This window comes from Enterobacter sp. PL_is379, assembly GCF_055817355.1.
On sequence record NZ_JBVPGT010000033.1, the window covers coordinates 98,493 to 111,633 of the forward strand.

General features: G+C 55.4%; 13 protein-coding genes. 1 reads left to right on the forward strand and 12 read right to left on the reverse strand.

Translation table 11 applies throughout. The annotated features are described in order from the left end of the window. Positions 1–6: 6 nt before the first annotated feature. From mrdB to leuS, 8 genes are all read right to left on the reverse strand, one after another. A complete protein-coding gene (gene mrdB, locus AC0TOY_RS21795) occupies positions 7–1,119 on the reverse strand; it encodes a peptidoglycan glycosyltransferase MrdB (protein ID WP_008501037.1) in 1,113 nt (370 codons plus the stop codon). Positions 1,120–1,121: 2 nt separating this feature from the next. Then, the gene (gene mrdA, locus AC0TOY_RS21800) at positions 1,122–3,023 is read right to left on the reverse strand and encodes a peptidoglycan DD-transpeptidase MrdA (RefSeq protein WP_032649564.1); all 1,902 of its coding nucleotides are present in this window, start codon (positions 3,021–3,023) and stop codon (positions 1,122–1,124) included. Between the two features lie 28 nt (positions 3,024–3,051). Further along, on the reverse strand, positions 3,052–3,519 hold the full coding sequence (gene rlmH, locus AC0TOY_RS21805; protein WP_003858701.1) for a 23S rRNA (pseudouridine(1915)-N(3))-methyltransferase RlmH: 468 nt from the start codon (positions 3,517–3,519) through the stop codon (positions 3,052–3,054). Between the two features lie 3 nt (positions 3,520–3,522). Beyond that, the gene (gene rsfS / locus AC0TOY_RS21810) at positions 3,523–3,840 is read right to left on the reverse strand and encodes a ribosome silencing factor (protein WP_023334893.1); all 318 of its coding nucleotides are present in this window, start codon (positions 3,838–3,840) and stop codon (positions 3,523–3,525) included. Between the two features lie 269 nt (positions 3,841–4,109). Next, a complete protein-coding gene (gene nadD, locus AC0TOY_RS21815; RefSeq protein WP_267217066.1) occupies positions 4,110–4,775 on the reverse strand; it encodes a nicotinate-nucleotide adenylyltransferase in 666 nt (221 codons plus the stop codon). Beyond that, positions 4,768–5,799 carry a DNA polymerase III subunit delta gene (gene holA, locus AC0TOY_RS21820; RefSeq protein ID WP_473722687.1) on the reverse strand — a complete coding sequence of 344 codons (1,032 nt, stop codon included), beginning with the start codon at positions 5,797–5,799 and terminating at the stop codon, positions 4,768–4,770. Before holA ends, nadD begins: the two co-directional genes overlap by 8 nt. Further along, positions 5,799–6,368 (reverse strand): LPS assembly lipoprotein LptE, encoded by a 570-nt coding sequence (lptE, locus tag AC0TOY_RS21825; protein WP_473722557.1) that lies wholly within the window; start codon positions 6,366–6,368, stop codon positions 5,799–5,801. The genes holA and lptE overlap by 1 nt, the downstream gene beginning before the upstream one ends. Before the next feature lie 14 nt (positions 6,369–6,382). Continuing rightward, positions 6,383–8,965, reverse strand: a complete 2,583-nt coding sequence (gene leuS / locus AC0TOY_RS21830) for a leucine--tRNA ligase (RefSeq protein ID WP_407859584.1) — start codon at positions 8,963–8,965, stop codon at positions 6,383–6,385. A 214-nt stretch (positions 8,966–9,179) separates the two neighbouring features. Here leuS and AC0TOY_RS21835 point away from each other — a divergent pair, with 214 nt between their 5' ends. Further along, complete coding sequence (locus AC0TOY_RS21835) at positions 9,180–9,662, forward strand: zinc ribbon-containing protein (RefSeq protein WP_023617134.1); 483 nt, start codon at positions 9,180–9,182, stop codon at positions 9,660–9,662. A gap of 146 nt (positions 9,663–9,808) precedes the next feature. Here AC0TOY_RS21835 and rihA read toward each other — a convergent pair whose 3' ends face one another. The 4 genes from rihA to gltJ all read right to left on the reverse strand — a co-directional run bounded on the left by rihA (position 9,809) and on the right by gltJ (position 13,010). After that, positions 9,809–10,750 carry a pyrimidine-specific ribonucleoside hydrolase RihA gene (gene rihA, locus AC0TOY_RS21840; protein WP_420277921.1) on the reverse strand — a complete coding sequence of 314 codons (942 nt, stop codon included), beginning with the start codon at positions 10,748–10,750 and terminating at the stop codon, positions 9,809–9,811. 120 nt (positions 10,751–10,870) lie between these two features. Further along, positions 10,871–11,596, reverse strand: coding sequence for an amino acid ABC transporter ATP-binding protein (locus tag AC0TOY_RS21845; RefSeq protein ID WP_014883001.1), 726 nt, complete (start codon positions 11,594–11,596; stop codon positions 10,871–10,873). Beyond that, positions 11,596–12,270: a glutamate/aspartate ABC transporter permease GltK gene (gene gltK, locus AC0TOY_RS21850; protein WP_032649550.1), complete on the reverse strand. Its 675-nt coding sequence runs from the start codon at positions 12,268–12,270 to the stop codon at positions 11,596–11,598. The genes AC0TOY_RS21845 and gltK overlap by 1 nt, the downstream gene beginning before the upstream one ends. After that, positions 12,270–13,010 carry a glutamate/aspartate ABC transporter permease GltJ gene (gene gltJ, locus AC0TOY_RS21855; RefSeq protein WP_008501048.1) on the reverse strand — a complete coding sequence of 247 codons (741 nt, stop codon included), beginning with the start codon at positions 13,008–13,010 and terminating at the stop codon, positions 12,270–12,272. Before gltJ ends, gltK begins: the two co-directional genes overlap by 1 nt. Between the last annotated feature and the right edge of the window lie 131 nt (positions 13,011–13,141).

Here is a 13,141-nt window from a genome sequence, read left to right on the forward strand (position 1 = left end):
TTATTTTTATACGCTTTTTGACAACATTTTTCTGTGGGTATGGATCGACATCACGATACCAAACCCGGCCATCAACACGATCAGTGCCGAGCCTCCGTAACTCACCAGCGGCAGCGGTACGCCTACCACCGGCAGAATACCACTCACCATACCAATATTTACGAAGACATAAACGAATAAAATCAGCATCAACCCGCCAGCCATGACGCGACCAAACGTGGTTTGTGCACGCGCTGCAATCCACAATCCCCGCATGATCAGCAGGACATACAGCGCAAGAAGTATCAGAATGCCAACCAGCCCCAGCTCTTCCGCCAGTACGGCAAAGATAAAATCGGTGTGGCGTTCCGGTAAAAATTCCAGCTGCGACTGCGTACCGTGCAGCCAGCCTTTACCGCGCAGGCCCCCGGAGCCAATTGCAATCTTCGACTGAATAATATGATAGCCCGCGCCCAGCGGATCGGTTTCCGGATCGAGTAGCATCATGACGCGCTGGCGCTGGTAATCGTGCATCAGGAAGAACCAGAGAATAGGGATGAACGCCGCTATCAGCACCACCGCGATGCCAATCAGGCGCCAGCTCAGGCCCGACAGGAAGAGGACAAACAGGCCGGAGAGCGCGATAAGGATTGAGGTGCCAAGGTCAGGCTGTGCCGCAACCAGCAGCGTTGGCAGGAAAATCAGCACCAGCGCGATGGCGGTATTCTTCAGAGACGGCGGACAGACGTCGCGGTTGATAAAGCGTGCCACCATCAGTGGCACGGCGATTTTGGCAATCTCCGAGGGCTGGAAGCGGACAATCCCCAAATCCAGCCAGCGCTGCGCCCCTTTTGAAATGGCGCCAAACGCATCTACCGCAACCAGCAAAATAATACAGAAGATGTAGAGGTAGGGCGCCCAGCCTTCGTAGACGCGCGGCGGGATCTGCGCCATCACCACCATAATGATCAGACCCATGGCAATCTGGCCAATTTTGCGCTCCATCATGCCGATGTCCTGGCCGCTGGCGCTCCAGATAACCAGGGCGCTGTAAACCAGCAGGGCCAGCAGGATCAGCAGCATGGCTGGGTCGATGTGGATTTTGTCCCACAGCGATTTTTTATTTGGATTATCCGTCATGATTATTGGTCCTCCGCCGCAGCGGCGGCCGGGTTTTCAGCCGGCAGTTCGGTGTTGTTATCACCCAGCATAATGTGGTCAAGGATCTGGCGCATGATGGTCCCTACAGCTGGACCGGCACCGCCGTTCTCCAGAATCATCGCCACCGCAACCTGCGGGTTATCATAAGGGGCAAACGCCGTCATCAGCTTATGGTCACGCAGACGTTCAGCAATGCGGTGCGCGTTATAGGTTTCGTTGGCTTTCAGACCGAACACCTGCGCAGTACCGGATTTTGCGGCCACTTTGTACGGCGTACCGGTGAAGTACTTATGCGCGGTACCGTTCGGGCGGTTTGCCACGCCGTACATACCGTCTTTCGCAATTTCCCAGAAGCCGGAATGAATGTCACCCACCGGGGCCTCATGCGGCTGGTTCCACGGCACTTTTTTGCCGTCTTCAACCGTGCTCTGTAGCAGATGAGGCACTTTTACCACGCCGTCATTGATGAGGATCATCATGGCCTTGTTCATCTGAAGCGGTGTTGCCGTCCAGTAGCCCTGGCCGATACCCACCGGAATGGTGTCACCCTGATACCACGGTTTTTTAAAGCGCTTCAGCTTCCATTCACGCGTTGGCATGTTGCCAGAACGTTCTTCGGAGAGGTCAACGCCGGTGTAATGCCCGTAACCGAATTTGCTCATCCACTCTGACAGGCGGTCGATCCCCATGTCATACGCCACCTGATAGAAGAAGGTATCCGCAGATTCTTCCAGCGATTTGGTGACGTTCAGATGACCGTGGCCCCATTTTTTCCAGTCACGATAGCGTTTATCTGAACCAGGCAGTTGCCACCAGCCCGGGTCAAACAGGCTGGTATTACGGTTAATGACGCCAGCACTCAGCGCAGAAACCGCCACGTACGGCTTAACCGTTGATGCCGGCGGATAAACCCCTTGCGTCGCGCGGTTCACCAGCGGCGTGTTCGGGTCATTCAGCAGGCCGGAATAGTCCTTACTGGAAATGCCGTCAACGAACAGGTTCGGGTCATAGCTGGGCATAGACACCATTGCCAGAATGCCGCCGGTACGAGGATCGGTGACCACAACGGCTGCACGGCTGCCCGCCAGCAGGGTTTCGATATACTGCTGCAGCTTAAGGTCGAGGGTCAGATAGACGTCATGCCCCGCCTGAGGCGGCACTTCTTTCAGCTGGCGAATCACGCGGCCACGGTTGTTAACCTCAACTTCTTCATAGCCGGTTTGCCCGTGCAAAACGTCTTCGTAGTAACGTTCGATCCCCAGCTTACCGATATCGTGCGTTGCCGCGTAGTTTGCCAGCTTGCCGTCTTTATCAAGGCGGTCGACGTCTTTGTCGTTAATCTTGGAGACGTAGCCAATCACATGCGTCAGCGCGGAGCCGTAGGGATAGTAGCGACGCTTATAACCCTTCACTTCCACGCCGGGGAAGCGGTACTGGTTTACCGCAAAGCGGGCTACCTGGACTTCCGTCAGGTTGGTTTTAACCGGGATGGAGGTGAAACGGTGAGAGCGGGAGCGCTCTTTTTTGAAGGCCGCGATATCGTCATCGTTAAGGTCGACAACGCTTTTCAGCGCTTCCAGCGTATCCTGAACATTATCAACTTTTTCCGGCATCATCTCGATTTGATAGATGGTGCGGTTTAACGCCAGCGGCGTGCCGTTACGATCGTAAATAATGCCGCGGCTGGGAGCGATAGGCACCAGCTTGATACGGTTTTCGTTTGAGCGCGTCTGGTAGTCGGTAAAGCGGACAATTTGCAGATTATAAAGGTTGGCGATCAGCACGCCGGTAAGCAGCAAAATCCCGGTAAAGGCGACCAGCGCCCGGCGCACAAACAGCGCGGACTCAGCCGTATAGTCGCGAAAAGAATTCTGTAGTTTCATCCGCTGCTTAATCTACCCTGGTCAGTCATTACTCGCGGTGATAGGGGTGGTTGGTAGTAATGCTCCACGCGCGATACAGGCTTTCTGCCACCAGTACCCGAACGAGCGGGTGGGGAAGTGTCAGCGCGGAGAGGGACCAACTTTGTTCAGCCGCCGCTTTGCAGGCGGGGGATAACCCTTCTGGACCGCCAATCAACAGACTGACGTCACGGCCATCCTGCTTCCAGCGCTCCAGTTCGTGCGCCAGCTGCGGCGTATCCCAGGGTTTTCCTGGAATATCGAGGGTGACGATGCGGTTTTTGCCTGCGGCAGCCAGCATCAGTTCGCCCTCTTTATCGAGAATACGTTTGATATCCGCGTTCTTGCCGCGCTTACCGGCGGGAATTTCCACCAGTTCGAACGGCATGTCTTTTGGAAAACGACGCAGATATTCAGTAAAACCGGTTTGTACCCAGTCCGGCATTTTGGTGCCGACGGCGACCAGCTGCAACTTCACGCATTAACCCCAGAGTTTTTCCAGCTCATACAGGCGACGGCTCTCGTCCTGCATGACGTGGACAATCACATCGCCGAGGTCGACAACCACCCAGTCAGCCGTTGCTTCACCTTCAACACCCAGTGGCAACAGTCCTGCTGCACGCGATTCCTGAACCACATGATCGGCAATCGAAACAACATGACGCGTAGATGTACCGGTGCAGATGATCATGCAGTCGGTAATACTGGATTTACCCTTAACGTCGATAGCGATGATGTCCTGACCTTTCAGGTCATCAATTTTGTCAATAACAAAATCCTGGAGTGCTTTACCCTGCAAGTTTTCCCCCTGGGGTGAATGAGATTGTAAAACGTTGAATTCGTAGCCAGACAGTATACCTGAACTCACGCCTGTGTCGGGACAAATGTCTCCGACCGGGCTTTTGAAGGCGGGTATCATCCCACCCTCTGCCTGAGATTGCATCGCCATTTTTGTAAAACAATTTCTGTAAAGCAATGATCGGCGGGAAAGTCTGGCAGCGGAGAATAACAGTATGGCTTAACCTGTCAAGGCAGGATAAACAATAAGCCGCTTTTTATGCCCTCCGGCTATTCATCTGCGCTTTTCTGATACAACCCGTGCGTATGGATATACGCCAGCACCGGGGCTGGCAGTAGATCGTCACAGGTTAAACCCTGCTGTAAACGCTCACGTATGAGGGTTGCAGAGATATCGAACCACGGCGTTTCCGCCAGATAGATCTTCCCGGCAGGCCGATTGTGAAGATCTTCAACATTATCGGTGAGATGATCTTCCAGCCACTGCTGGTACTGCGCTTCACGCATGGTCAGAGGATAGCCAGGGCGGCGGCAGACGAGCAGATGGCTGTTCTCCAGAATGGTTTCATACTGATGCCATGTGGGTAAATTCAGCAGGGAATCCTGGCCGATGATAAACGCCAGCGGCTGGTCTGGACCCTGTTCTGCGCGCCACTCCTGAAGCGTCTGTGACGTCCAGGAGGGCGTGTCGCGACGCAGCTCACGCTCATCAAGTTGGAAGAGCGGTTTATCTGCGATGGCAAGGGTGAGCATCGCTTTTCGCTGCTCGCTGGTCGCCTCGGGCTGTGGACGATGGGGCGGGACATTGTTGGGCATGATGGTGACGCGCTGAAGGCCGATCAGATTCGCCAGAATTTCAACCGGCTTCAGGTGCCCGTAATGTACCGGGTCGAAGGTGCCGCCATACAAGGCCTGTAAAGAATGCATACTATCCATCAATAAAAACGTCTGCCAGCGCCTTGTGGCAGAGCAGCAGAGAAAGGCTTTCCAGCTCCGCCCAGACTGACTGGCCGTAATCTTGTTTTAACGTGAGCTCAGCGCGCATCAGAAGCTGTACAGCCTGACGAAGCTGTTCATGACTCAGGCGGTTGACGGCCTCGGTGGTCAAAGCCCGGCGATTTTGCCACACGCGGTGTTTATCAAACAGCGAACGCAGCGGCGTATGGGCAGACTGACGCTTGAGCGTAATCAGCAGCAGTAATTCGCGCTGAAGCGTACGCAGCAGAATAACGGGTTCGCTCCCTTCAAGACGCAGCTGTTGCAGAATATGCAGGGCGCGTTTGCTTTTTGCCGACAGTAGCGCGTCCACCCAGTGGAACGGCGTGAAGTGCGCCGCGTCGTTAACGGCCTGCTCGACGCGCGGCAAGGTCAGCTTGCCATCCGGCCAGAGCAGGGAGAGTCTGTCAAGCGCCTGCGCCAGGGCCAGCAGGTTACCTTCATAGCAGTAGCACAACAGTTGATTCGCCGCATCATCCAGTTGAAGGTTGTTCTGCTTCGCTCTCGCGGCGACCCATTTAGGCAGATGTGCCTGCTCAGGCGTCTGACAGGTGACCAGCACCGCGTGGGTCGCGAGTTGGGTAAACCAGGCCGCGTTTTCCTGCGCTTTGGTCAGCTTGTTGCCACGCACAATAAGGAGCAGATCGCTGTGTAAGAGGCTGACCAGCGTAGCGAGCTGCTCGTTCATCGCCGCGTTAGGGCCGTTCTCCGGCAGCAGGATCTGAATTGTCTGGCGCGATGCGAAAAGGCTCATCGCCTGACAGAGCGAGAAGAGGGCGTTCCAGTCGGTGTTGTTGTCCAGCTGGACGGTGTGATGTTCATCAAAGCCCTGCGCGGCGGCGGCATGCCGCACGGCATCCAGGCTTTCCTGAAGCAATAACGGATCGTTTCCAAGAAGCAGATACGCCGCGCGCAGCCCTTCATTGAGCTGCGCGCGGAGTTGTTCAGGATACAGCCTGATCATCATTTACCCAGAGAGTTAGCAGCAGGAAGCGTGCCATCAACCGGTTTTTCAACGATGTCAGATCCTTGTTTGGTTGACGCTGCAATACTAGGCAGTTTACGGATCAGCTGTTCCGCCGCCTTGTCGTACATTTCGTTGATGATAATCTGCTGTTCGGCATCTTTTGCCAGTGCCGTCTGCGGGTTATCGAAGAACGAACGGTACACTTTAGCGCTGATCGGGTAGATGTCTTTACCGGGGATCAGGACTGCCGCGTTGACCGTCAGTACCATCTGATACTCTGCGGTACGCCCATCCTGGAAGATAGAGGCTGTATCTTTCGACAGACCGCCTCCTAATAGACGCAGGGACGGTACATCCTGGCGCAGCGTTTGTTTCTCAACAAGCTCAACGCCGTTCAGACGCAGCTGATTTCGAATTGCCCTGCTCAGTGGACCATTCGGATCTGATGAGTCGAACATCATCGTTTTCATCTCAGCGGGCACCGCCGTGGTATTGCGCAGGTGCCAGCCACAGCCAGCGGTGACAAGCACCGCCAGTGATAAGAGTATTGTTGCCAGTTGTCGCACGTTTCCTCCCGCGCTTAGCCAACGACCAGATTGAGCAGTTTACCCGGTACGTAGATCACTTTACGTACGGTAACGCCCTCAAGATATTTAGCGACCAGAGGTTCCTGGCCCGCGCGCTCGCGAACCTGTTCTTCGGTTGCATCGACCGCCACGGTAATTTTACCGCGGACTTTGCCGTTCACCTGGACCACGACCAGCGTCGTGTTTTCCACCATCGCTGATTCGTCAGCCTGCGGCCACGGCGCGTTGTCGATATCGCCTTCGCCTTTCAGCTCCTGCCACAGGGTAAAGCTAACGTGCGGCGTGAACGGGTTCAGCATGCGAACAACGGCCAGCAGCGCTTCACGCATTAAAGCACGATCCTGCTCGCCGTCCTGCGGAGCCTTCGCCAGCTTGTTCATCAGTTCCATAATAGCCGCAATTGCGGTATTGAAGGTCTGACGACGACCAATATCATCGGTCACTTTTGCAATCGTTTTATGAACATCGCGACGCAGCGCCTGCTGATCTTCAGTCAGTGCGGCGGCATTCAGCGCCGGGGCATCGCCCAGGGCGGTGTGTTCATAAACCAGTTTCCAGACGCGTTTCAGGAAGCGGTTCGCGCCTTCAACCCCCGACTCCTGCCATTCCAGGGTCATGTCCGCCGGAGAGGCAAACATCATGAACAGACGCACGGTATCCGCACCGTAACGCTCAACCATCACCTGCGGATCGATACCGTTGTTTTTAGACTTGGACATCTTGCTCATGCCGGTGTAGACCAGTTCATGACCTTCGGCGTCTTTTGCCTTCACGATACGGCCCTTCTCGTCGCGCTCGACGATCGCATCAACCGGAGAAACCCAGTTACGCTCGCCGTTGGCACCGACGTAATAGAAGGCATCCGCCAGCACCATGCCCTGGCACAGCAGCTGTTTTGCAGGTTCGTCAGAGTTCACCATGCCAGCATCGCGCATCAGCTTGTGGAAGAAGCGGAAGTAGAGCAGGTGCATGATGGCGTGTTCGATACCACCGATGTAGATATCTACCGGCAGCCAGTAGTTTGCCGCTTTGGAATCCAGCATACCTTCCTGATACTGCGGGCAGGTGTAGCGCGCATAGTACCAGGATGACTCCATAAAGGTGTCAAAGGTGTCGGTTTCACGCAGCGCAGGCTGGCCGTTGACGGTGGTTTTTGCCCACTCAGGATCGGCTTTGATCGGGCTGGTGATGCCGTCCATGACGACGTCTTCCGGCAGGATCACCGGCAGCTGATCTTCTGGCGTTGGCATCACGGTGCCATCTTCCAGCGTCACCATCGGGATTGGCGCACCCCAGTAACGCTGACGGGAAACGCCCCAGTCGCGCAGACGGAAGTTAACTTTACGCTCACCCACGCCAAGGGAGGCCAGCTTATCGGCGATGGCGTTGAAGCCTTCTTCGAAGCTCAGGCCACTGAATTCACCGGAGTTGAACAGGGTGCCTTTTTCAGTCAGCGCGTTTTCGGACAGGTCTGGTTCAGAACCATCGGCGGCCAGAATAACGGCTTTAATCGGCAGGTTGTATTTGGTGGCAAACTCGTAGTCGCGCTGATCGTGGCCCGGAACAGCCATTACCGCGCCTGTACCGTACTCCATCAGCACGAAGTTCGCTGCCCAGACCGGGATCGCTTCGCCAGTCAGTGGATGCTTAGCATAGAAGCCTGTCGCAACGCCTTTTTTCTCCATCGTTGCCATGTCGGCTTCGGCCACTTTGGTGTTGCGGCACTCATCGATGAAGGTAGCCAGTTCCGGATTGTTTTCTGCCGCTTTCTGCGCCAGCGGGTGACCTGCGGCCACGGCCAGGTAGGTCGCGCCCATGAAGGTGTCCGGACGGGTAGTGTAGACAGTCAGAGTCTGGTCGTAGTTCTCAACGTTGAAGGTAATCTCCACGCCTTCAGAACGGCCGATCCAGTTGCGCTGCATGGTCTTAACGGTATCTGGCCAGTGGTCGAGGTTATCCAGATCGTTCAGCAGCTCATCAGCGTAAGCGGTGATTTTGATAAACCACTGTGGGATCTCTTTACGCTCAACTTTGGTGTCACAGCGCCAGCAGCAGCCATCGATAACCTGTTCGTTCGCGAGAACGGTCTGGTCATTCGGACACCAGTTAACGGCAGAGGTCTTCTTATACACCAGGCCTTTTTTGTACAGCTCGGTGAAGAACTTCTGCTCCCAGCGGTAGTATTCCGGGGTACAGGTTGCCAGCTCGCGGCTCCAGTCATAGCCAAAGCCCAGCATTTTGAGCTGGTTTTTCATGTACGCGATGTTGTCGTATGTCCACGGGGCCGGTGCGGTGTTGTTTTTGACCGCCGCGCCTTCCGCAGGCAGACCGAACGCATCCCAGCCGATAGGCTGCAGAACGTTTTTGCCCAGCATGCGCTGGTAACGTGCAATCACATCGCCAATGGTGTAGTTACGCACATGGCCCATGTGTAGTCGACCAGAAGGATAGGGAAGCATCGACAGGCAGTAATACTTCTCTTTGCTCTCGTCTTCGGTTACTTCAAAGGTGCGCTTCTCGTCCCAGTGTTGCTGGACTTTTGATTCTATCTCTTCCGGGCGGTATTGCTCTTGCATGGCAGCCAGTGGTCCTGTTTTCAATACAGCTACAAATGTAGCCAATGGATGTGGTCATTCAGATCCGCATAGCATAGCCCAAACGCCCGCGTCAAAACAGCCTTTCGCACAAATGCGCTTTGCAGGAATTTACCGGGTCTGTGCTTCACCTGACAAAGCGGCGATGAAATAAGGTCTATTATTAGAAATAGTTACTTACCCGGGAGGCAAAATGATGAACAAGGTTGCTCAATTTTACCGCGAACTGGTGGCGACACTGACGGAACGACTGCGTAACGGCGAGCGCGATATCGATGCGCTGGTGGAGCAGGCGCGTGCCCGCGTGTCGCAAACGGGTGAGTTAACGCGAACCGAAGTGGAAGAGGTGACGCGCGCCGTGCGTCGCGATCTGGAAGAGTTCGCGCGCAGCTACCAGGAGAGCCAGGAGGAGGTCACGGACAGCGTTTTCATGCGGGTGATCAAAGAGAGCCTGTGGCAGGAGCTGGCCGATATTACGGATAAAACGCAGCTGGAGTGGCGCGAGGTCTTTCAGGATTTGAACCACCATGGTGTGTACCACAGCGGTGAGGTGGTCGGGCTCGGAAATCTGGTGTGCGAGAATTGCCACCACCATATTGCGGTGTATACGCCGGAGGTTCTGTCGCTGTGCCCGAAATGCGGCCACGATCAGTTCCAGCGTCGTCCGTTTGAGCCCTAGGTAAAGCGCAGGTTTGCTCCCTCTCCCTGTGGGAGAGGGCCGGGGTGAGGGCATCAGGCCGCAAAAGGTAAAAGCAAAACGGCAACCCCGTTGCCGTTTTTAGTGTTTGCTCCCTCTCCCCGTGGGAGAGGGTAGGGGTGAGGGCATCAGGCTGCACTATAGTAGTCCAGTCTCTCCGCCAGCAAATCCACAAACGCCTCCCTGTCGATGTCCACCATCACGGTAGTATTCGGCTTATTCCCCGTCAGCGAGTAATAATCCACCACCGTCATTCCCTGGGTGTATTTTCCCTGCGTTTCCACGCCAACCCAGCGGTCAACCGTGGTGAATATCTCAGGCTTTAACAGCCAGGCAATGGTGCACGGGTCGTGCAGGGGCGCGCCGTGGAAGCCCCACTTCTCGGCTTTGTGATACTCCATAAAGAAGTCGAGCAGCTCGGCCACGGTTGTCGCGACCGGATTACCAACGGAACGGAAGCGCTCAATATCGTCCGCCATAATCTGCGCGCGATGGGTAACGTCCAGTCCCGCCATTACAATCGGTAAGCCGGACTGGAAGACAATCTCAGCGGCTTCCGGGTCGACAAAGATGTTGAACTCCGCCGCAGGCGTCCAGTTACCCAGCCCCATGGCCCCGCCCATGATGACGATACGGGCTATTTTGCTGTGCAGTTCAGGGTGGCTGTTCAGCAGCAGCGCGACGTTGGTTTGCGGCCCGGTAGCCACCAGCGTCAAGGGTTCCATGCTCTCGCGCAGCACCTTCGCCATCAGCTCCACGGCGGTGCAGTTTTGCGGCGCGAAGCCCGGCTCCGGCAGCGCCGGACCGTCCAGCCCGCTTTCACCATGCACGTTATCCGCGATAATTAATTCACGCATCAGGGGCTTGAGGGCTCCGCCAGCGACGGGAATATCGGTACGCTTGAGCAACGTCAGCATACGCAAAACGTTACGCAGCGTTTTATCCGGCGTCTGGTTTCCGGCAGAAGAGGTGACGGCTTTGACGTCGAGTTCAGGGGAGGCAAGTGCAAGGACGAGCGCGATCGCGTCATCATGACCCGGATCGCAATCGAGAATAATAGGCTGTGCCATAGCGTTCTCCATACGTAGCGTTATTTTGTGACAAGGTTAACGCTGCAATGTGACGCCGACGAGAGGAAGTGAGTGAAAGCGTGAAGCAGTGCGCAATCCGCAGATTGCGCACCGGGAAGATTAGTGCAGGATTTTCGCAAGGAAATCTTTCGCACGCTCGGATTTCGGGTTAGCAAAGAACTCTTCTTTCGGTGAGTCTTCGACAATTTTCCCTTCGTCCATAAAGATCACGCGGTTGGCCACCTTACGGGCGAAGCCCATTTCGTGGGTCACCACCATCATGGTCATCCCTTCGTGCGCCAGTTCGACCATCACGTCCAGCACTTCGTTGATCATCTCCGGATCGAGCGCCGACGTGGGCTCATCAAACAGCATCGCCACCGGATCCATGCACAGCGCGCGGGCGATCGCCACACGCTGCTGTTGGCCGCCAGAAAGCTGCGCCGGGAACTTATCGGCATGCGCAGAAAGCCCAACGCGTTCCAGGAGCTTCAGACCTTTCTCGCGCGACGCTTTTTTATCACGCTTAAGCACTTTAACCTGCGCCAGCGTCAGGTTCTCAATAATAGAGAGGTGAGGGAACAGCTCAAAATGCTGGAATACCATGCCAACGTGAGAGCGAAGCTGGGCGAGGTTGGTTTTCTTGTCGTTGACTTTAGTACCGTTGACGACGATCTCACCCTGCTGCACTGGCTCCAGTCCGTTGACGGTTTTGATCAGCGTCGATTTACCGGAACCTGACGGCCCGCACACTACCACCACGTCGCCTTTTTTCACTTCGGTGGAGCAGTCGGTCAGCACCTGAAAGTGCCCATACCATTTAGAAACATTTTTCAGGGAAATCATTATACCGTCCTTTTCTTCAGCCAGCTGACCAACAGCGACGCGCTTAAACTAATCACAAAATAGACCGCACCCGCGAAGAGCACCATCTCAACCTGCGTACCATCACGCTCACCGATGGTTGACGCGGTACGGAAGAAGTCTGCCAGGCTCAGAACGTAGACCAGCGAGGTATCCTGGAACAGCACGATACCCTGGGTCAGCAGGAGCGGAACCATGGCGCGAAACGCCTGCGGCAGAATAATGAGCTGCATGGACTGCCAGTGCGTCATCCCCAGCGCCAGCGCGGCGCTGGACTGTCCGCGGGAGATACTCTGAATGCCCGCTCGGATAATCTCTGAATAGTAAGCGGCTTCAAACATCGAGAACGCTACCATCGCCGAGATCAGACGGATATCGGTTTTCGGCGACAGCCCCAGCACGTTCTGCAGGAAGCCGGGCACGATCAGGTAAAACCACAGCAGCACCATCACCAGCGGGATGGAGCGGAATACGTTAACGTAAGCGGTCGCGAACCAGGCGAGCGGCTTAAAGCTCGACAGTCGCATAACGGCCAGCAGAGTGCCCCAGACGATACCGACGATGATGGCAATGACGGTGATTTTTAAGGTAATCATCAGGCCATCAAGCAGGTAAGGCATGGATGGAACGATAGAACTCCAGTCAAATTCGTACATTATTTGCCCCCCATGTTGCCCGGCAGGCGAATTTTGCGTTCAACCAGGTTCATCACCAGCATGATGAAAGCGTTTATCAGAACATAGGCGAGCGTGATCGCGGTGAAGGATTCCCACGCGTGAGCGGAGTAATCCAGCAGCTTGCCCGCCTGTGCAGCCATATCGACCAGGCCAATGGTCGAGGCGATGGCCGAGTTTTTCACCAGGTTCATCATCTCGGAGGTCATCGGCGGAACGATGACGCGGTAGGCGTTAGGCAGCAGCACGTAGCGGTAGGTCTGTGGCAGGGTTAACCCCATCGCCAGACCCGCATTTTTTTGTCCACGGGGCAATGACTGAATGGCGGCACGCACCTGCTCGCAAACGCGCGCAGCGGTAAACAGCCCCAGACACATCATGGAGGAGACAAAGAACTGTACGTTCGGATCCAGTTCCGACTTGAACCACATGCCAATATTTTCCGGAAGCAGTTCCGGGATAACCAGATACCAGGTAAAGAATTGCACGATCAGCGGAACGTTACGGAACAGTTCCACATACAGGGTGCCGAGTGTTGAAAGAAAACGGTTAGGGACGGTGCGCAGAATACCGAACAAAGAACCGACAAGAAACGCGATGATCCACGCCGTTATCGATAATGCCACGGTGACCTGAAAGCCGCTCCACAGCCAGCCAAGATAGGTGGTGTTGCCGAACGGGGCTTGTTGCAGAAATATGCCCCAGTTCCAGTCGATTGACATAATAAACTCCAGAAAAAAAAGGGTAGCAGCGCTACCCTCGAAGATTGGTGAGAAGCTCATTTTTCGCGTTGAGTGGGGAACGACCACTCAACGTATAGTCTGTCCATGCTTCCCGACAATCGAGAGGGCAG

Bases quoted from the DNA above. Each gene is read 5' to 3' on its own strand.
- nadD (WP_267217066.1), bottom strand. From the start codon at position 4,775: ATGGATAGTATGCATTCTTTACAGGCCTTGTATGGCGGCACCTTCGAC.
- gltJ (WP_008501048.1), bottom strand. From the start codon at position 13,010: ATGTCAATCGACTGGAACTGGGGCATATTTCTGCAACAAGCCCCGTTC.
- rihA (WP_420277921.1), bottom strand. From the start codon at position 10,750: ATGGCACAGCCTATTATTCTCGATTGCGATCCGGGTCATGATGACGCG.
- holA (WP_473722687.1), bottom strand. From the start codon at position 5,799: ATGATCAGGCTGTATCCTGAACAACTCCGCGCGCAGCTCAATGAAGGG.
- AC0TOY_RS21835 (WP_023617134.1), top strand. From the start codon at position 9,180: ATGAACAAGGTTGCTCAATTTTACCGCGAACTGGTGGCGACACTGACG.
- leuS (WP_407859584.1), bottom strand. From the start codon at position 8,965: ATGCAAGAGCAATACCGCCCGGAAGAGATAGAATCAAAAGTCCAGCAA.
- mrdB (WP_008501037.1), bottom strand. From the start codon at position 1,119: ATGACGGATAATCCAAATAAAAAATCGCTGTGGGACAAAATCCACATC.
- mrdA (WP_032649564.1), bottom strand. From the start codon at position 3,023: ATGAAACTACAGAATTCTTTTCGCGACTATACGGCTGAGTCCGCGCTG.
- gltK (WP_032649550.1), bottom strand. From the start codon at position 12,270: ATGTACGAATTTGACTGGAGTTCTATCGTTCCATCCATGCCTTACCTG.
- AC0TOY_RS21845 (WP_014883001.1), bottom strand. From the start codon at position 11,596: ATGATTTCCCTGAAAAATGTTTCTAAATGGTATGGGCACTTTCAGGTG.